The 18,563-nt window shown below is 55.6% G+C and carries 14 protein-coding genes; 3 read left to right on the top strand and 11 right to left on the bottom strand.

Going from position 1 to position 18,563, the window contains the following annotated elements; translation table 11 throughout:
- Positions 1-91: 91 nt before the first annotated feature.
- The 3 genes from hslU to lon form a co-directional block, all read right to left on the bottom strand.
- Positions 92-1,504, bottom strand: coding sequence for an ATP-dependent protease ATPase subunit HslU (gene hslU / locus ACYVHC_RS12860; protein WP_460614126.1), 1,413 nt, complete (start codon positions 1,502-1,504; stop codon positions 92-94).
- Positions 1,505-1,586: 82 nt separating this feature from the next.
- On the bottom strand, positions 1,587-2,672 hold the full coding sequence (porQ, locus tag ACYVHC_RS12855) for a PorV/PorQ family protein (RefSeq protein WP_460614125.1): 1,086 nt from the start codon (positions 2,670-2,672) through the stop codon (positions 1,587-1,589).
- Between the two features lie 127 nt (positions 2,673-2,799).
- A complete protein-coding gene (lon, locus tag ACYVHC_RS12850) occupies positions 2,800-5,304 on the bottom strand; it encodes an endopeptidase La (protein WP_460614124.1) in 2,505 nt (834 codons plus the stop codon).
- Between the two features lie 277 nt (positions 5,305-5,581).
- On the opposite strand from lon, the gene ACYVHC_RS12845 reads away from it, so the two are divergent.
- A complete protein-coding gene (locus ACYVHC_RS12845) occupies positions 5,582-7,612 on the top strand; it encodes an OmpA family protein (RefSeq protein ID WP_460614123.1) in 2,031 nt (676 codons plus the stop codon).
- Positions 7,613-7,696: 84 nt separating this feature from the next.
- Here the strand turns inward: ACYVHC_RS12845 and ACYVHC_RS12840 are convergent, their stop codons facing one another.
- From ACYVHC_RS12840 to ACYVHC_RS12820, 5 genes are all read right to left on the bottom strand, one after another.
- Positions 7,697-8,212 carry a DUF6702 family protein gene (locus ACYVHC_RS12840; RefSeq protein WP_460614122.1) on the bottom strand — a complete coding sequence of 172 codons (516 nt, stop codon included), beginning with the start codon at positions 8,210-8,212 and terminating at the stop codon, positions 7,697-7,699.
- Positions 8,213-8,330: 118 nt separating this feature from the next.
- The gene (gene rseP / locus ACYVHC_RS12835) at positions 8,331-9,677 is read right to left on the bottom strand and encodes a M50 family metallopeptidase (protein WP_460614121.1); all 1,347 of its coding nucleotides are present in this window, start codon (positions 9,675-9,677) and stop codon (positions 8,331-8,333) included.
- Between the two features lie 207 nt (positions 9,678-9,884).
- Positions 9,885-11,060 (bottom strand): 1-deoxy-D-xylulose-5-phosphate reductoisomerase, encoded by a 1,176-nt coding sequence (locus ACYVHC_RS12830; protein ID WP_460614120.1) that lies wholly within the window; start codon positions 11,058-11,060, stop codon positions 9,885-9,887.
- Positions 11,061-11,163: 103 nt separating this feature from the next.
- The gene (locus ACYVHC_RS12825) at positions 11,164-11,613 is read right to left on the bottom strand and encodes a 3-oxoacyl-ACP synthase (RefSeq protein ID WP_460614119.1); all 450 of its coding nucleotides are present in this window, start codon (positions 11,611-11,613) and stop codon (positions 11,164-11,166) included.
- Positions 11,614-12,044: 431 nt separating this feature from the next.
- Positions 12,045-13,535, bottom strand: coding sequence for a GH3 domain-containing protein (locus tag ACYVHC_RS12820; RefSeq protein ID WP_460614118.1), 1,491 nt, complete (start codon positions 13,533-13,535; stop codon positions 12,045-12,047).
- A 163-nt stretch (positions 13,536-13,698) separates the two neighbouring features.
- Between ACYVHC_RS12820 and ACYVHC_RS12815 the strand changes: the two genes are divergently transcribed.
- Together ACYVHC_RS12815 and ACYVHC_RS12810 are read left to right on the top strand one after the other, a co-directional pair.
- Positions 13,699-14,130, top strand: coding sequence for an OsmC family protein (locus tag ACYVHC_RS12815; RefSeq protein ID WP_460614117.1), 432 nt, complete (start codon positions 13,699-13,701; stop codon positions 14,128-14,130).
- Positions 14,131-14,271: 141 nt separating this feature from the next.
- The gene (locus ACYVHC_RS12810) at positions 14,272-14,754 is read left to right on the top strand and encodes a hypothetical protein (RefSeq protein ID WP_460614116.1); all 483 of its coding nucleotides are present in this window, start codon (positions 14,272-14,274) and stop codon (positions 14,752-14,754) included.
- A gap of 84 nt (positions 14,755-14,838) precedes the next feature.
- Here the strand turns inward: ACYVHC_RS12810 and dnaA are convergent, their stop codons facing one another.
- The 3 genes from dnaA to ACYVHC_RS12795 form a co-directional block, all read right to left on the bottom strand.
- Positions 14,839-16,338: a chromosomal replication initiator protein DnaA gene (gene dnaA / locus ACYVHC_RS12805; protein WP_460614115.1), complete on the bottom strand. Its 1,500-nt coding sequence runs from the start codon at positions 16,336-16,338 to the stop codon at positions 14,839-14,841.
- Between the two features lie 203 nt (positions 16,339-16,541).
- On the bottom strand, positions 16,542-17,471 hold the full coding sequence (locus ACYVHC_RS12800) for a bifunctional metallophosphatase/5'-nucleotidase (RefSeq protein WP_460614113.1): 930 nt from the start codon (positions 17,469-17,471) through the stop codon (positions 16,542-16,544).
- Positions 17,472-17,615: 144 nt separating this feature from the next.
- Complete coding sequence (locus ACYVHC_RS12795; protein ID WP_460614112.1) at positions 17,616-18,374, bottom strand: bifunctional UDP-sugar hydrolase/5'-nucleotidase; 759 nt, start codon at positions 18,372-18,374, stop codon at positions 17,616-17,618.
- Positions 18,375-18,563 lie beyond the last annotated feature (189 nt).

The raw sequence follows: 18,563 nt of genomic DNA, 5'->3' as shown, positions 1-18,563 counted from the left end.
TAAAAAGTACGCGGGAAACGCAAAAAAGGCAGCGTGTGCTGCCTTTTTTATTCTTTCGGGAGGTTTAAGCCTCTTTAGGACCTAGCAATTCTTACAGGATATACTGGCTCAGGTCACGGTTTCTGACCATGCCGCTAAGCCGCTCTTCTACCATTTCACGCGTAATCTGGATGCGGGCATTCGGCCCGATCAGGTCCGGAACATCGAAGAGAATATCATTGAGCAAGCGGCTCATAACGGTGTGCAGGCGGCGTGCGCCAATATTCTCTACCTCACTGTTTACCTCAAAGGCAATTTCCGCCAACCGCTCCAGGGCCGAATCGTCGAAGGTCAGGAACACCTGTTCGGCTTGCAAGAGCGCTTCGTATTGCTTGGTGAGAGCATTCTTGGGGTCTTTTAGAATGCGATAGAAATCGTCCTTGGTTAAGCTCTGCAGCTCCACGCGAATAGGGAAACGTCCCTGCAGTTCCGGAATCAGGTCCGATGGCTTCGAGACGTGAAATGCGCCAGCGGCAATGAACAAGATGTGGTCGGTGTGGATGATGCCATACTTGGTGCTAACGGCTGAGCCTTCCACGATAGGTAGCAAGTCGCGCTGCACACCTTCGCGGCTTACATCGGGGCCGCCACCGCCTTTGCCGCTGCGACTGGCAACCTTGTCAATTTCATCGATGAAGATGATACCTGCGTTTTCAGCGTGACGAATGGCTTCGTCTTTTACCTCATCCATATCGATGAGCTTAGCAGCCTCTTCATCCAGCAGGATTTTACGGGCCTCAGCTACGGTTACTTTGCGCTTACGCGTCTTTTTAGGGAGCATGGAGCCCAGCATATCTTGAATGCCGGCCATACTCGCCTCATCCATTCCGGCAGGCCCCCCAATAACACCGATGCCCGGATTGTTGCTTTGCTGCACCCGGATGTCAATTTTGCGCTCATCCATTTCACCGTTGCGGATTTTCTCCCGAAACCGCTCCCGGGTGCGCTCATTCAGCTCCTGATCGGAGTCGGGCAGCTCAGTGCCGGTAGTGGTAGGAAAACCCAGCGCAGGCTTTGTAGCGCCATTGCTGGCCGTAACGGGTGGAATTAGAATGTCGAGGATAATGTCTTCGACCATTTGAGCCGCCTGCACTTTCACCTCTTCCTTGCGGCGCAGCTTTACCATGTTCACGGATTGCTCTACCAAGTCGCGGACCATGCTTTCTACGTCGCGGCCTACGTAGCCCACTTCCGTAAACTTGGAGGCCTCTACTTTGGTGAACGGAGCGCCGGAAATGCTGGCCAGCCGGCGGGCAATTTCAGTTTTGCCAACACCCGTCGAGCCAATCATGAGGATGTTGTTGGGCACAATTTCGCGCTGCATTTCGGCGGGCGCGTGCAGCCGGCGCCAGCGGTTTCGCAAGGCAATAGCCACGTGCCGCTTGGCATCATGCTGGCCGATGATGTATTTATCAAGCTCGGCCACAATCTGGGCCGGGGTCAGAAAATCAGATGATTCGAGCATAGGGCAAGTAGGGTAAGCCGGGCGCGGACCAAGCCAATACACAGCGCCACAGCGGTTGGGAGGGTTTAGCGTAGTTCTGAGCCTAGGGAGTAACGGGCGCAGAGGATGCTGGTACTTTTTTAAACAAAGAATTCAGGTTACGGGAAACGGTAAGGTAGTTGGCACCGCCCGATGCATGGTAGCCGGCGTGCGTGTAATCAAGCTGAAACTGACTGATACGCAACATCACGCCAAACGAAAAGCCCGCGCCGCCCGAGGTATTATCCAAACGAAGCTCGCGGCGCTGCAGATGGTTGTAGCCAACCCGCACGTTAAGGTTCTTGCTAAGTAGGAGCTCCCCTCCTACCACAAAATGCCGGGCAATTTTGTCGCCTAGGCTTTTTTTGGGCTTTACCTCTACCCCGTTCTCGTCCAGTTGGCCGCGCTGGTTGGGGTCGAGGTACACGATATCCAGTTGCTGGAGGTGGTGGGCCGTGAAGGAAAAGCGAAACGGCAGGTGCTCCGGCTTAAAGGAAGTACCTATTTGCACATCCAGCGGCATCGGCTCCCGACTAGCCCCATCATAGGGCTTAAGCTGAATGCCCACATTGCGTACCACCAGCCCCACCGTGAAGTCTTGCTCCGGGTGCTTGAAAACCCCTCCAACATCAGCCAGCGCAGCAAACGAGTGGTTACCGGCAATACCGGAGCCGGCGAGCTTGAGCGTACCGGCGAGCGTGAATACCCCAGACGTGTACGCGTCGGCAATACTAAGCACGTACTCATTCACCGAAAACTGCCCTAGTGAATTTCCAGCCGCATCAAACTGGTCAAACTGCCCATAGTTTAGGTACGTGAGGCCCACCCCAAATCGGCCGGCTTTCTGAGTATTGAACACGTAGGCCGCCGTGCTTTGCTTGATATCCGCTAGGTAGTCGACGTAGCCCAAGGCCAGGGTGCCGTCCATGTCGGGATTCAGCAAGGCCGGGTTGCCGTATAGCATCGTGGGGTCTGCATCCCGGGCCGATACGTTCACGCCGCCTAATCCGGCTAGCTTGGCGCTGGTTGGCAGATTCAGAAACGAAAAGGCCTGTTTGCCGCCAATTTGCGCATGTGCCCGCGAGGCTCCCCCCGAAGCCAGGCCTAGTAAAGCAACAAGCGCTATAGTGCAGCGTAACGGTCGGGTCATCAAACGAAAGATAAAGCAGGTTGTCGGATAAGACGCCGACCGAAGAAGCTTTATTGCATGGCAGCCGATTATACGCGCAGGCCCTTCTGCCTAGCCTTCTAGCCAGCCAAAAGAGCCTGCGCGTTTACTAGCTTACTTCTACGCTCGGACTGGCTGGCACCGGGACGTCATCACGCACAATCAGCTTCATCGGGTGTGCTACTTTTTCCTTCAGCAACGCCACCCGCAGCACATCATCTACCCGGTCGGCATAGTGAATGGTGAGGTCCTTGAGGTAGTCGGCCGATATTTCGTCGATGTCCTTTTTGTTTTTCGGGCACAGGATGATGTCGCGCACACCGGCCCGCTTGGCCGCCAGAATTTTTTCCTTGATGCCGCCCACGGGCAATACCTTGCCACGCAGCGTGATTTCGCCGGTCATGGCCAAATGGCTCCGGATTTTGCGCTGCGTGAACACCGAGGCAATGCTGGTGAAAATGGCAATACCAGCACTAGGTCCGTCTTTGGGCACAGCCCCTTCCGGAAAGTGAATGTGTAGGTCGTACTGGTCGAAAAGTCGGTAATCGATATCTAGCTCCTCAGCGCGGCTACGCAGATAGCTTAAAGCCGTTACCGCCGATTCCTTCATGACGTCGCCGAGCTGCCCTGAGAGCGTCAGCTTGCCCCGGCCACGGCTCAGCAGACTTTCTATAAACAGAATGTCGCCGCCCACGGAGGTCCAGGCCAGCCCGGTTACTACCCCAGCGGTTTCGTTGTCCTGGTACTGGTCGCGGTCGAAGATAGCTGCTCCCAGGATGCGGGTAATATCTTTCGGCTCCAGCGTGCTAGGGTACGTTTCCTTCATAGCCTTGCTCTTGGCCACATTCCGCACCACGGCCCCCAGCTTGCGCTCCAAGCTCCGCACTCCCGACTCGCGGGTGTAGTCGTCAATGACGCGCTGCAAAGCGGGCGTGCTGATGTTAGAATCCTTGGGGCCTAGGCCATGCTCGTGCAGCAACTTAGGCCACAGGTGCTTTTTGGCAATCTGGGTTTTCTCTTCCAGCGTGTAGCCCGTCAGGTCGATAATTTCCATCCGGTCGCGCAGGGCGGGCTGAATGGTATCCAGCGAGTTAGCCGTGGCAATGAACAGTACCCGCGAGAGGTCGTACTCTACCTCAAGGTAGTTATCTGTAAACGTAGAGTTCTGCTCAGGGTCCAGCACTTCCAGCAACGCCGAGCTTGGGTCGCCGCGGAAGTCAGAGGCCAGCTTATCAATTTCATCGAGCACAATAACCGGGTTGGAGGCGCCGGCCTTTTTGATCTGCGAGATGATACGGCCGGGCATAGCACCCACGTAGGTTTTGCGGTGTCCCCTGATTTCGGCTTCATCACGCACGCCCCCGAGGCTCATGCGCACATACTGCCGCCCGAGGGCTTTGGCGATGGAGCGGCCTAGGGAAGTTTTGCCCACGCCGGGCGGGCCATACAGGCACAGAATCGGGGCCTTTAGGTCCTGCTTCAGCTTCAGTACAGCCAGATATTCGATGATGCGCGCCTTCACCTTTTCCATACCGTAATGGTCTTGGTCGAGGATTTTTTGGGTGCGCTTCAGATTAAAGTTGTCTTTGGTGTACTCCGCCCACGGCAAGTCCAGCAGAAACTCCACGTAGTTTACACTCACCGGATATTCAGCGGCTTGCGGGTTAATGCGGGTGAGCTTGTCGAGTTCCTTATTGAAGTGTTTAGCTACGGCTTCCGGCCATTTTTTGGCTTTGGCCCGCTGGCGCAGCTTATCCACTTCCTGGTCGGGGCCATCAAAGCCGAGCTCATCTTGCAGCACTTTAATTTGCTGCCGCAGGAAGTAGTCGCGCTGCTGCTGGTCGATGTCGGTGTGGACTTTAGTCTGGATTTCGCGCTTGATTTCCAGCAGCTGAATCTCCTTCATCATCAGCTCCAGCAGGTGCGTGCCGCGCTCCACGCCGTCGTTGATTTCCAGCAGCTTCTGCTTAATGCTTACTTCTACGTTAATGTTGGAAGACAGAAAGTGCGTCAGAAACGACGGCGACTCAATATTATCCAGCGCAATCTGGGCCTCCTGCGGAATCTCGGGGTTGAGCTTCAGCATCTTGGCCGCGGCTTCCTTCAACGACGAAACCAGCGCCTTTACTTCCTTCGACGTTTTGTTTGGGAATGCCTCCGGAGTGTAGCTCACGCGGGCCGTGAGATAGGGCGTGCTTTGCACTTCTTCCTCAATCCGGAAGCGCGACTGGCCCTGAATGATGATGGTGGTATTGCCATCGGGCAGCACCAGCAGCTTCAGAATTTTGGCCATCGTGCCTACCTGAAACAGATCCTGAAGGTTCGGGTCGTCGCTGAGGCCGTTTTTTTGGGCTACTACCCCCACAATTTTGTTGGTGCGGTAGGCCTTGCGTACCAGCCGAATGCTCTTTTTGCGCGTGACCGTAACCGGCAGTACTACTCCCGGAAACAGCACCGTGTTGCGCACTGGCAACAGCGGCAGCACTTCCGGCGACTCATCGGGCCCAAGGGGTTGGTCGGGGTCGGCGGCCACAATGGACACCATTTCTTCAGCATCTTCAGCCATAAGCAGTAAGGAAGAAAGCGGCGACTTAGAGGAATTATGTTGACTCATGCAGGGAAAGGCGGGCAAAAACGAAACCCAGGTGCCAGAATGACAGCAGCAGCTAATGGTTTCGACCCCTATTACGGGACTATTTTTTCGAAGGTACTGATTCGGCAAGTGCCGTGCCATCCAGCCAGGCAGCCACATCGGCAGGGTTGCTGCCTGAGCTTGTACGCTTTCTGGCAAGTTTGCGCCTTATTGTGCCCTAGGGAACATGCACCAGCATCCAAAAATTCCTATTTTTGATGCTTGCCGGTTTCCCACCGCTTTGTGCCCTATTGTTACTATGCTCCCCTTTTCTCGCTTGCCCTCCGTTTATCTGCTGGCTGCTCTGCTATTCCTGTTGCCTGGCTATGTTTTTGCCCAGCAGAAAAGCAACTTGCCCAACGCTCAGCGCAAGCTCACGGCCAAGATGGTGCGCACAGCCCGGGCCCGCACCGATGCCACTCCCGACTTTCCGAACATCAACCGTATTGCCTATTTCAATGATAAGAAGGCCTTGCGGGAAATTCAGCGCGCCGAAAAACGCAAAAATTGGACAGCTGCCCGCAACCTGCTGGAAGCGTATGTAGGCCAGTTCGGCATCGAGAATTTCTACAAGAACCCCAACATGCTCTGGCGCCTAGGTCAGCTCTGGGAGAAGTCGGGTAATGAGGACCGCGCCAAGGCCTATTTCCGCCTTGCCCTGAAGCACCGCCGCCAGGATATGAAAAAGGTGCAGCTCTACTACGACTCTCTGGAGCAAAAGGAGACAGACCTGTACGTACCGCTCAAAACGTACTACGAGATTGTAGAGTACCGCAAGAATATTGCGGCATTCCGGCCGCCCAAGGGCGTGTACACTACCATGGGCGACGCCATCAACTCAGCGGTAGAAGACTACGGCCCTACCCTAAATGCTGATGCCGACCAGCTGATTTTTACCTCAAAGCGAAAGATGCGGGGTATCAATAGCATCATCGATGAGGATCTGTACACCTCGCGCCGCGAAAACGGCCTCTGGACGGAAGCCGAGCCACTACCTAAGCCCATCAACTCAACTTACAACGAAGGCTCTGCCTGCATCAGCAAGGATGGCAAGACGCTGTACTTCGCGCGGTGCGAGTGCCCAAGCTGCCACGGCAACTGCGACTTGTACTCGTCTACTTTCAAGGACGGACAGTGGACGATGCCCAAAAGCCTAGGTGCCAACGTAAACTCAAATGCCTGGGACTCGCAGCCTACCCTCTCGCCCAACGAGGATACGCTGTACTTTGCCTCTGACCGCCTCGGTGGGTTTGGCCTCTCTGACATCTGGTACACTGTGAAGCAGAAAAACGGGCAGTGGGGCCGCGCCGAGAACATGGGGCCCATCGTGAATACCCGCGAAAGTGAGGTAAGCCCCTTCTATCATCCGCTGTACCACGTGCTGTATTTCAGCTCGCGCGGACAGCTACTCAACTTCGGCGACTTCGATATTTACAAAACGTACCGTGTGCGGGGCCGCTGGCAGGAGCCCATCAATATTGGGCCCCTAGTAAATGGCAAGGGCTCGGAGTACTATTTCACCATCGACTCTGAGTCGAAGAACCTGTACTATGCGCGCTCCGAGGAAAAGGAGATGAAAAACCTCGACCTCTTTTCCTTCCCACTGCCCATGGAAGCCCAGCCGCTGGCTACCACCCACGTAGAAGGCTCCCTAATTGACTCAGTTAGCCGTAGGCCCTTGAACGGCATTGTCAGTATTATTGATACCGATAACGGAATTGAGGTAGCCAGCAAATACCTGCGCGATGACGGCTCCTTTGACTTCGATTTGATTGAGGGCTCGCATTACGTACTGCTAATCCAGAGCCCTGATTTCTTTAGCGTAGAAAAGAAGTTTGCGCTGGAGGGCGACACCGTGATGACGCTGATGACCAACTCCATTGACTATAAGCTGCCGCTTATCTTCAAGAACATCGAGTTTGATCAGGATAAGGCCTCTATCCGGGCAAGCATGCACCCCGTTCTTGACCGCATTGCCGTGTTCATGGTCGACCACCCCACGTTCCGCCTGAGCATTGCCGGCCACACCGACTCTAAAGGCGACCCTGATTTCAATGAGCGGCTTTCGCAGGAGCGGGCCGAAGCCATCCGGCGCTACATCGAGCAGAAAGGCAAGCTCCAACCTAACCGCATTGACAGCTTCGGCTACGGCTCTACTAGGCCCCTGAAGCAGGATGAAGCCACTGAAGAAGACGCCCGCACCAACCGCCGCGTAGAGTTCCGGCTCATCAAACCCGAAGGCGATGCAGATAGCAGCAAGAAAGATTCCGGCGCAGGCAGCGGCTGGTAGTAACCTGGGTGTAATAGGTGTATATAAAAGCCAGAAGCCGCTCGGAACACTGTTCCGAGCGGCTTCTGGCTTTTAAAGGGGTAGTTACCACTTCAGCTGCTGTTGGGCTTCATCCGCTCGAAAGAGCAGGCTTTGCTTTTGCCCTTTCGCCTCCAGGTTGACGATGTTCATCTGATCGGGGAAGGTGCTGAACAGAAACTGGTGCCGCAGGCTAACACCGGTAGCGGAGGCAGGCAGCGGCGCCGTAAAGTACAGCCAGTACGAATCGGACTCCTTTTGCATACCTACCAGCGTAAGGGGCAGCGTTTCACCAGGCCGGGCGCTGAACTGAATAGACCGGTTCAGCAACTCCGTAAGCATAGGATTCAGTTGAGCCCTAGGTAGCAAATCGGTCCGAACCGTTGCCGGCTTACCTGCCGATAAGCCTTTCTCTAAGTCATCAATAAATACCTTCATAGCCATTTCGAGGCGCTGCTTTTCGGGGTTGAAGCGCAGCTCCATAATGCTGACGTGGTAGGCGTGGGCCCAAGCTACTAGGTGCCCCAGCAGCACAAAGCCGGTAAGTAGGAAAAGCTGACGCGCGTATTTAAAGGGGAACATAACCGAAAGGTGGAAAACGGGGCAGGCAGTTGCAGCAAAACCGCTGCTACCTTCTATTATAAAAGCCGTGCCACCCCAAGGCAGCACGGCTTTCAGCAGCAACTAATTTACTGATTTCTTATTTGGCAAACGCCTTCAGCAGTGGGTTCACAATCAGCACGAAAGCCATTAGGCCCAGAATCATGATCATGCCCACTTTTTGCGCATTCTCCAGAAATTTATCCGACGGCTTGCGGCCAGCTATCATTTCATAGAGCAGAAAGATAACGTGGCCGCCATCGAGGGCCGGAATGGGCAGCAGGTTCATGAAGGCCAGCACCATGGAAAGCATACCCGTGAGGGTCCAGAAGCGCAGCCAATCCCACTTGCCGCCGTACTGCTGGGCAATTTCAATAGGCCCGCCAATGGACTTGCGGAAGGAAGCCTCGCCCCGGAAAATCTTTGCGAAGGCCTTAATCTGGGTAGTAACAACTCCGAAAGCCTGTTTTGTGCCTACCGGCACAGCTTCCAGGAGGCTGTATTGGCGCGTGGCAAAACGCAAGAGCGACTTAGGCAGGAAACCGATTTTGCCATCCTCATCTACATTCACGCTCAGCGTTACGGGCTGGCCGGCACGCTCCACTTGTACGGGCACCGTTTTACCAGCTTGGTCTTTCAGGGCTTTCTGAAGCTCCGGAAAGAACTGAATAGGCTGGGCGCCTACTTTCAGGATGCGGTCGTTGGGCTGCAAACCGGCTTTGGCGGCGGGGCTGCTGGCTACCACCTGGTCTACCACGAAGGGGTCCAAGGGCAGTACAAAAGCGGCTTGGCCTTCATCAGCAAGGCGGTCCATGAAGTTGGCTGGCACGGGCACGTCCACAATCTGGCCGGCGCGGTCGACGGTATAGTAGGCATTGTTGCCTAGTACCACATCGGGGCTGTACACATCGTTAAACTCCGTGAACGGGCGGCCGTTGATCTTCACGATTTTGTCGCCGGTGCGGAAGCCGATTTCCTTGCCTAGTTCGTTCGGTACAATGCCGTAGCGAGCTTCAGAGGCCGGTAGGTAGCTCTCGCCGTACTTAAACGTCAGGAGCGTGAAGATAACAATGCCCGTAATCACGTTCATAATGATACCACCGAGCATCACGATGAGGCGCTGCCATGCTGGCTTGGCCCGAAACTCATTGGGTTGCGGCTCAGCAGATAGGCTGTCGGCATCCTGGGTTTCGTCGATCATGCCGTGAATGGCAACGTAGCCACCCAGCGGAAACCAACCCAGACCGTATTCCGTGTCGCCAATTTTCTTTTTGAACAGCGCGAAGTTCATCACGCCGGGCAGCGGAAACAGGAAGTCGAAGAAGATGTAAAACTTATCGACCCGAATCTTGAAGTATTTGGCGGTTGCAAAGTGTCCGAACTCGTGCAAGCCAACCAGAATTGAAAGGCCCAGCAGCATCTGCCCGGCCATGATAAGTCCTTCCAAAGGGGGTAGGGTATTAGGTGATTAGTAATGATGCAACAAGCTGCCAGTGAGCTTAGTTGGGTTGCCGAAGCAAGGTACCTAAGCTAGTAGACACTTATTGTGGAGAAGGCGCCAACCAAAGACGACTAAGCGTAACAAGATTGGCTAGTGCCCTTGCTACAAACAACGCACCGATTCGCCATCTAGTGCCGTGTTTCGGTCAGGGTGTCAGGTGCGGGCACCTAGCAGCTCCTGCGCGATGCGGCGCGTTTCGCGGTCGGTCTGCACATAGTCGTCCAGGGTTGGGCTGGCAAGGTACGAAACCCTAGCGAGGCTGGTTTCTACTAGGTCCGACATTTCCAGGAACCCTATTTCGTCGCGCAGGAAGGCAGCCACTGCTACCTCATTGGCGGCGTTGAGCACGCACGGCGCATTTCCGGCCCGCTTCATGGCCTCGAACGCCAGGCCCAGGTTGCGGAACGTGCTTGTATCGGGCTGCTCGAAGGTAAGCTGCGGGTAATCGAGGAATGAAAAACGCGGGAAGCTGCTCGGCAACCGCTGCGGATAGCCAAGCGCGTACTGAATGGGCAGCTTCATATCGGGCAGGCCCAACTGGGCTTTCAACGAGCCATCCTGAAACTGCACCAGGGAATGAATGATGCTCTGCGGGTGCACTACCACATCAATCTGGCTGTCCTGGAGGCCAAACAACCATTTGGCTTCAATTACCTCCAGACCCTTATTCATCAAGGAAGCTGAGTCGATGGTGATTTTGGCGCCCATGTCCCAGTTGGGGTGCTTGAGGGCCTGTGCTTTGGTAACCAACGCCAGCTGCTCGCGGCTGCGGCCCCGAAACGGCCCACCCGAAGCCGTCAGGATTATCTTTTCAATCGGGTTCTGCTCCTCTCCTACCAGGCACTGAAAAATAGCCGAGTGCTCTGAATCGACGGGGTACAGGCCTACGCCGCACTCTTTTACCAGCTCCGTAATCAGCTGCCCAGCCACTACTAGGGTTTCTTTGTTGGCCAAGGCAATGGTTTTGCCGGCCTTAATGGCGCGCACCGTGGGCAGCAGCCCGGCGTAGCCTACCATGGCCGTCAGCACGACGTCGGTATCCTCGCGGCCAGCCACATCGGCCAGCGCGGCAGCGCCCGTCAGCACTTGGGTTTCTGGTTGGTTGGCCAGCGCCGACTTCACAGTGGCGTATTTCGCTTCGTCGCCGATAACCACGGCAGCGGGCCGGAACTCGCGGGCTTGCTGCACCAGCAACTCAGCGTTGGAATGCGCGGAAAGCGCCGTAACGGTGAATTTACCGGGCTGGCTCCGTATTACCTCTAGGGCCTGGGTGCCAATGGAGCCGGTTGAACCGAGCAGGGTTACGCGTTTGGGAAAGGTAGAAAGCATATTCAGATAAGGCAGGACGAAAGCAAAGGTACACGAAGCCCAGCCAGTTGCTGACGCGGCAGGCCTAACCTCAACCGTTGGTGCCTAGTAACTTCCCAAAACATTACTGAATGGCCGAAATATGCACGGGTTTGCCATTGAACAGAGCTTGCTCGCCCGCCCGCTTGCCAGCCAGTGCAGCGGCTACCGGCGCCGCCGCCGACACAGCAAAGTAGTCTTGGCCATCCAATGAAAGCTTACCGGCGCTGATGCTGATATAGAACTGGCCCATGCTGGTTGCCACCAAGGCACCCGGGCGCACCGTGTCGCAGGGCAGCTCGGGGTTGATGCGCTCTACCTCGGCTAGTAGCTGCCGGGCCTGCTGAAGCTGCACAGCGTTTCGGTCCCGCTCGTTCTGGGCCATGGCGCGGCCGGTTTCGTACTTGTCGCCGGCACTGCTTTTGGTTTCAGAGTTGGCCGATTCCTGAGCGGCGCGCATAGCGGCCTCACAGGCTTCGATGCGTTCCTGCACGTAGGCAAGGCACGCGGTGTGGAGTTGGGGTTTGTCGGCCATTTATTTTAACAAATGCGTTATAAACATAGGCAATAAGAGCCCTATCGGTAGTGGCACTAAATGAACTACAACATCTAACCAATTCTGATTGCGACCTTCATTAGGATCGTACCATGAATTTCGATAGTACGTAGGATTCTGCTGGTATATGCGTATGTATACCCAGCTTAGTGCCACATAAGAAAGGATGAAAAAGAAGGGTGACCACAAAGAATCTGCGGCATTAGCTCCAACTGATTGGTAAGCCGGACTACGTATATAAAATCCTAGGCACCCTATAAAAAGGGTAACACTCAGAATAATCTTAAGTAGACTGTTATTTCTTAACTGCTTTTCCAACCCTAGCAGCAATAACGCTAGGGTAAGACCTGTTCCTATATAGAAGGGTACATGACTATTCATTTCAAATGAATGAGGTGTTACGCTACTAGCTATCCTAGTAATCCTTCTGCTAGCTTCCGGTCATTGCTCAACCGTGGCACTTTGTTTTGGCCGCCGAGCTTACCCTGGCTTTTCATGTAGCGCTGAAACGCGCCGGCTGGCAGGGGCGTGAGCAGCAGCGGAGCCAGGATGTTGCCGCTGAGTAAATCATCGTAGTACACGTTGCGCTGACGCAAGCCGGTATCGAGGGCGGCGGCAAAGGCGGCGGCATCATGTGGCGGGCGAGCAAACTCGATGAGCCACTCGTGGCGCGACGGCACGGCGGGGTTGTCGCTGACGCGGGGTGCTACCGTGAATTCTACTACCTCCGTTTCGGGGTACAACCGCATGGCTTCGCGGAGGGTTTGTTCTACTTCTTCGCCAATCACGTGCTCCCCGAAGGCTGATAGAAAGTGCTTGATGCGACCCGTAACCACCACCCGGAACGGATATTTCTGGGTGAAGCGCACCGTATCGCCAATGCTGTAGCCCCACAGGCCCGCATTCGAGCTCAGTACTAGGGCATATTGCTTGTCCAACTCCACCTCTGCTAAGGTCAGGCGCGGCGGGTTCTTCTCGAAAAAACGCTCCGCTGGCACAAACTCGAAGTAAATACCGGCGTTCAGCAGCAACAACAGGCCCGGGTTTCCGGGCTCATCCTGAAAGGCCAGGAAGCCCTCGGAAGCCGGAAACAGCTCGATGCTATCTACCGGTCGCCCGATGGTATCGAACAGCTTTTTGCGGTAGGGCTCGAAGTTGACGCCGCCGTACACGAATAGGTCGAACTGTGGAAACGCCTCCCCCACTGGCCGGCCGGTGCGCTGCACAATCCGGTCGAAATACATCTGCACCCACGGCGGAATACCCGAAATCAAGGTCATCGGCTGGGCCAGCGTTTCATCTACAATGCGGTCGAGCTTGGTTTCCCAATCTTCGATGATGTTGGTCTGGTAACTAGGCAGCTGGTTGCGGCGCAGGTAAGCCGGCACGTGGTGATTGGCAATGCCCGATAAGCGGCCGGTGTTAATGCCACTGACTTTTTCCAGCTCCGGTGAGCCCGATAAAAAAATCAGCTTGCCATCCAGAAAACGGCTTTTGCCGGTTTTGTGCACGTAGTGAAGCAGGGCATCGCGGGCACCGTTGATGTGGTTGGGAATGCTGTCTGAGGTAATCGGGATATACTTGGCGCCGGAGGTGGTGCCGCTGGTTTTGGCCAGATACAACGGCTTACCGGGCCAGAGCACATCCGGCTCGCCGGCTTTCACTCGATTGAAATACGGACTTAGCGCTTCGTAGTCGCGGACGGGTACCTGCCAGGCGAAGTCCTGATGCGTCCGGATTCCTTCAAAATGATGGTCGCGGCCAAAGGCCGTACGCGTACCTTGGGCCAGCAGCTTCTGGAATACCCGGTGCTGGGTACCGAGCGGATCTTGCTGCCACTGCTGGTACTGGCGAACAACGTAGGCAGCCAGCGGCCGACTCAGGGTAGATTTCAGGCCCATTAGCAGGGAAAAGATGAGGTGAAGAAGCGCGGCGGGCTACTTATGTACAGTAGGAAGTCTTCAAAGATACGCTGCCGGCTAACTTGGCTGTATGCGGCAGGCTCAGCCTTTTTAACACGAGTATCGTACCTAACCTCATCATTCCACACTTATACTACACCTCATGATAAATCAACGTGGCAACGCCATCTGGAACGGCGACATCAAAGGCGGTGGCACCATCAGCACCCAAAGCGGAACTGTATCGGCACCATATTCCGTAGGAGCTCGGTTTGAAGGACAGAAAGGCACGAACCCCGAAGAACTGATCGGCGCGGCGCATGCCGGCTGCTACACCATGTTCCTGACCAGCATTCTGAGCAAGGATGGCAAGCAGGTAAAGCAGATCCGGACGGAATCGAAGGTGACGTTGGATACTTCCGGCGAGGTGCCGAAAATCACCAAAATCACGCTTACTACGGAAGGCGAGGTAGCGGGCATCTCGCAGGAGGAGTTTCAGAAATTCGCCGAAAAGGCCAAAAAAGAGTGTCCTATTTCGCAGCTGCTGAGTGCCGTACCGGAAATGGAGCTAGCTTCGGCCCAGTTGAAGAACTAGGCTTTGCTAGGCCATGGCGCACGCCAAACAGCTAGTAGCCGCCTGCTTTTCGCCGCCATCTCGGAATCCGCTACCCCTCCGGCAACGCTGAACCGACAACAACTTCTTACTTTTGTCGGCTCCAGCGACTTTACCGCCCTTATGCATCCAGATTCTACTCGCATTCGTCTGCAGCCCGCCAACACGCAGCGCATCCCCTTCCTCGGCCAGCTCTTTTTGGGCTTGTTATGGATTGGGTACACCATCGCACTGATTGTAACGGGCGAAGGCGCCAGCGACATGCACTTCCTGCATTATGTGTTCCTGGTGTTTAGCTTGGTGTACTTGGGCTATGTGCTGGTGCACAACGCGCCCGTATTCGGCACGCAGAGCTACCTAGAGTTCACGCCAGCTTATATAGTGCATAAAGACGGCCTGTTTCGGCCCAAGCAGGCATTTGCAGCTGAGGGAATTTCTGCCATGGAGCTGGCCCCCCAACTGCTGCGCCTGCAGCTGAAGGAAGGTGGCAACTACTCCCTGAGCCTACGCCAAGTAAAAGGCGCCAAACGCAAGCGCCTCATGCGCGAGCAGGTGCGGGCCTTTGCCGCCAAGCACGACATCCCTTTCCGCGACGGACAGGCCTAGGCCTTGCTCAACCGGCAACCAATAAAAAAGCTACCTGCTAGCAGGTGGCTTTTTTGTTGACATGACCCAAACGGCTATTAGGCTTTATCGGCCGGCAAACTTCTTGCGCAGCTCTACAATAGTGCTACGGAAGCTCTTGTCGGAGTCAATTAGGTCCGAAACCGTCTGGACGGAGTGGATTACGGTGCTATGGTCGCGGCCGCCAAAGTGGTGGCCGATGCTTTTAAGGGAATGCGTGGTGTGCTCCTTGGCAAAGTACATGGCCACCTGCCGGGCCGTAACCACTTCTTTTTTGCGGGTTTTAGCTTTCAGCAGGTCTAGGGGCACCCCGAAGTACTCGGCGCAGGCTTTCTGAATGAAATCCAGGTTCACCTCCGCTTCTACTTCTTCAATGATATGGCGTAATGCCTGCTTGGCCATTTCCATGTCAATTTCGCGGCGGTTCAGGCTACTCTGAGCCACCAAGGAAATCAGCACGCCTTCCAGCTCCCGCACGTTGGTGTTCACCGAATGGGCCAGGTACTCCACTACTTGCGGCGGAATATCAATGCCATCCTGCTGCATCTTGTTCTGGATAATGGCCATCCGCGTCTCGAAGTCGGGGCTTTGCAGGTCGGCAGTCAGGCCCCACTTAAAGCGGGAAAGCAGCCGGTCCTCTAGGCCTACCAAGTCGCGCGGCGGCCGGTCCGAGGTCATTACAATCTGCTTACCAGCCTGGTGCAAGTGATTGAAGATGTGGAAGAACATCTCCTGGGTTTTGTCTTTGCCTGACAAAAACTGCACGTCGTCCAGAATCAGGATATCAACGAGTAGGTAAAAGTTGGCAAAGTCTTGCACCTGGTTGGAGCGCAGACTTTCAATAAACTGGTTGGTAAACTTCTCCGCCGACACATAGAGCACAAACTTATCGGTGTTCGTGGCTTTGATGTGGTTGCCGATGGCCTGTACCAAATGTGTTTTGCCCAGTCCTACCCCGCCATACACCATGAGCGGGTTGAAGGAAGTAGTACCCGGTTTATTGGCCACGGCCAACCCCGCTGAGCGCGCCAACCGGTTGCAGTCGCCCTCAATGTAGTTCTCGAAGGTGTAGGTAGTATTGAGCTGTGACTTAAGATAGTCGCGCTCAATCGTTTTACTAGCCTCAAACGGGTTGCGAAGCGTGGCGGGGGTAGGCGCGGGCGCTACGGCCGCAGCAGCCACGTTACGGGCCGAGGCTGTTTGGGCGCTGGCCGCCATGGAAGTAGCCGCGTACGAATTAGAGGTTGCCGGGCCCGCCGTTTTGCGGGTGGTGGGCAGGTTAAGCGTGCGTGGCTTCTGCTGGGCATTGCCCTGATCTACCACAATGCTATACTCCAGCCGTCCTTCCGGACCTAGCTCCTGATGGATGGCGCGCTTAAGCTCCTCCACATAGTGCTCCTCCAGAAACTCGTAGAAATAGGTGCTGGGCACCTGAATCAACAAAACGTTATTGTGGAGCTGTACCGGCACGATGGGTTGGAACCACGTTCGGAAGCTCTGCTCACCAATTGTTGCTTTGATGACGCGAAGACAGTTGGCCCATACGGTTCGGCAATCCTTCAGCATCAATACGTTAGGGCAAAAGCAACAGGTGTGCAGGTGAGGGGAATAATGAGCCGGCCGCAGGCTTTCAGGGGGCCTGTTTTTTTAGGGGGAGACAAAAATGTGGAAAAGTCAGGAGACAAAAAAACACTCCTGGCTATTGCATATTACACGCTTTTACCACACAGAAACCTCAACCGTATATTATTACGGGTTCTGCCGTGGGGCTAGCTTAGCCCCACTGGCAGAACGGCGGTGGCGGCAACTGCCGGGCGCCGCGAACCACGCTCAAACGAATAATCGAGGCGGCCCAGGTTGATACCCGACCAGCCGACCTGGTTAATAAGCGTGTTCTGGCCGTTGGGGCTGGCTACGGGCTGAGGCGCATCCAGGAAAGTGTGCGTGTGCCCTCCCAGAATCAGGTCGATACCGCTTACCTGCGCGGCCAGTTTCCGGTCGTCGATTTTGGCGCTTTCGTACTTATAGCCCAGGTGCGAGAGGCAGATAACCATATCACACTTCTCGGGACCGCGCAGCTTGGCTACCATCTCTTTGGCCGTCGATACCGGGTCAAGATATTTGGTGGCGCCAAAGTTTTTGTCGGCTACCAGCCCGGCCATTTCAATGCCCAGACCAAACACACCCACCCGAATGCCTTGCTTATCGAACACCTTGTACGGCTGAAATTTGCCGGCCAGAATGGTGTTCGTGAAGTCGTAGTTAGCAATCAGGAACGGGAACGTGGCGTTCGGAAGCTGCTTTTGCAAACCCCCCAGGCCATTATCGAAGTCGTGGTTACCGAGGGTACTGGCGTCATAGGCCATTTGGCTCATGAGCTTAAACTCTAGCTCGCCCTGGAAAAAGTTGAAGTACGGCGTGCCCTGCCAGATGTCGCCGGAGTCCAGCAGCAGCACATTCGACTCCTGCTTCCGGATTTGCTCGATGAGCGCCGCGCGTCGGGCCATTCCGCCCAGGCCAGCCCACTGGGCTGCATTGTCGGGGAAGGGCTCAATGCGGGAGTGCATATCGTTGGTGTGCAGGATGGTCAGGCGGTGGCCTTTCTTATCGGCGGCCGCGGCTGGCAACCCCGCAACCCCTAGCAACCCCAGACTAGCGGCCCCCAGGCCGGTATGTTTCAGAAATTCGCGACGATCCACGGAAAGAATATGCTAGATGTGGAAATGTGATACTGGCAGCGCCAAAGCAGTGCCAACAAATCAGTGAGGTTTTTTCATCCCCGGCTTCAGCCCAATGCTTCAGCCGGAAGTAGCACGTCACTCATACCGGCCGTGCCGTTCAGCTTAAATTTTTACCCGGCCCTCTACTTTCGCTTCAATGGGCTTGCCCTGCCGGGTTTGCTCTTTAATATATTCAGCAATGGCGGAGCGCAACAGCACACCGGTACCGCGGGGCTTAATCGTTTTGAAGAACACCAAGTTGTCGCCGCCGCCGGCCAGATAGTCTGAAATGGCGATGGTATAAGTGCGGGTTGGGTCAAATGGTTTTCCCCCGATGCGCACATCCTGCGCCTTGCCCTCCGGCGAAACGGTATATACGGCACCCGCCACGGCCATCTTGATGCGAGCGGAATAGTCGAACAGCTGCTGCACTACGGCGCCGGGCGCATCCAGCACCACCAGCTCGTTCTCGAATGGCATCAACTCGAATACCGAGCCGAGCGTAACGGGGCCGGCCGGCAGTGGCGCCCGCAGGCCGCCATTCGTCATCACGCCTAGGTCGATGGTCTGGCCCAACTCCTTGCTGGCGCGCTCCCGCTGAATATCTGCTACGTAGTTAGCCAGCGGCGACTCGCCGTTGTTTTTGGTTATCGCTACCGGCGCATTACCCAGCACGGTAGTCATTTGCTCGGTTACGCGCTGGCGGTACGGGGCAATGGTGGAGGCGGCTTTGGGGTCTTCGGTGATGGTAGCGCCAACGGGCTGCGCCGTAACGGGCGCTAGCTGCGCTTTAGGCTGATAAGCGCCACGCTGACACGCCGGAGCTAAGGCTACAGCAGCCAGCAAGCTCAGAGCCGCCAGACGGGAACGAAGAAGTTGCATCGGGTAAGAAGAAATAGGAAAGCGAGCCGCAAAGGTACGGCGGCGCAGCGGGAGTTGCTAAAAAGCTGGTGGTTTGCCCCCGCCCCTGCCCTATAAACAAAGCAGCGCCCGGAAAACTGGTCCCGGGCGCTGCTTGCACTTCAAAATTTAATGAGGTGTCTGAAAAGATGATTTGCTCTGCCTGAACGT

It is taken from the genome of Hymenobacter seoulensis, from assembly GCF_054780535.1.
Note: the sequence above shows the minus strand (reverse complement) of the source record. Positions and strands in the feature narration are given on the sequence as shown.

What these genes read in the sequence shown, in the direction of transcription:
- hslU (WP_460614126.1), bottom strand. Translation starts at nt 1,504, where the DNA reads ATGCTCGAATCATCTGATTTTCTGACCCCGGCCCAGATTGTGGCCGAG.
- ACYVHC_RS12845 (WP_460614123.1), top strand. Translation starts at nt 5,582, where the DNA reads ATGCTCCCCTTTTCTCGCTTGCCCTCCGTTTATCTGCTGGCTGCTCTG.
- ACYVHC_RS12820 (WP_460614118.1), bottom strand. Translation starts at nt 13,535, where the DNA reads ATGGGCCTGAAATCTACCCTGAGTCGGCCGCTGGCTGCCTACGTTGTT.
- ACYVHC_RS12830 (WP_460614120.1), bottom strand. Translation starts at nt 11,060, where the DNA reads ATGCTTTCTACCTTTCCCAAACGCGTAACCCTGCTCGGTTCAACCGGC.
- ACYVHC_RS12825 (WP_460614119.1), bottom strand. Translation starts at nt 11,613, where the DNA reads ATGGCCGACAAACCCCAACTCCACACCGCGTGCCTTGCCTACGTGCAG.
- ACYVHC_RS12795 (WP_460614112.1), bottom strand. Translation starts at nt 18,374, where the DNA reads ATGCAACTTCTTCGTTCCCGTCTGGCGGCTCTGAGCTTGCTGGCTGCT.
- ACYVHC_RS12810 (WP_460614116.1), top strand. Translation starts at nt 14,272, where the DNA reads ATGCATCCAGATTCTACTCGCATTCGTCTGCAGCCCGCCAACACGCAG.
- dnaA (WP_460614115.1), bottom strand. Translation starts at nt 16,338, where the DNA reads ATGCTGAAGGATTGCCGAACCGTATGGGCCAACTGTCTTCGCGTCATC.
- ACYVHC_RS12815 (WP_460614117.1), top strand. Translation starts at nt 13,699, where the DNA reads ATGATAAATCAACGTGGCAACGCCATCTGGAACGGCGACATCAAAGGC.
- lon (WP_460614124.1), bottom strand. Translation starts at nt 5,304, where the DNA reads ATGAGTCAACATAATTCCTCTAAGTCGCCGCTTTCTTCCTTACTGCTT.
- ACYVHC_RS12840 (WP_460614122.1), bottom strand. Translation starts at nt 8,212, where the DNA reads ATGTTCCCCTTTAAATACGCGCGTCAGCTTTTCCTACTTACCGGCTTT.
- porQ (WP_460614125.1), bottom strand. Translation starts at nt 2,672, where the DNA reads ATGACCCGACCGTTACGCTGCACTATAGCGCTTGTTGCTTTACTAGGC.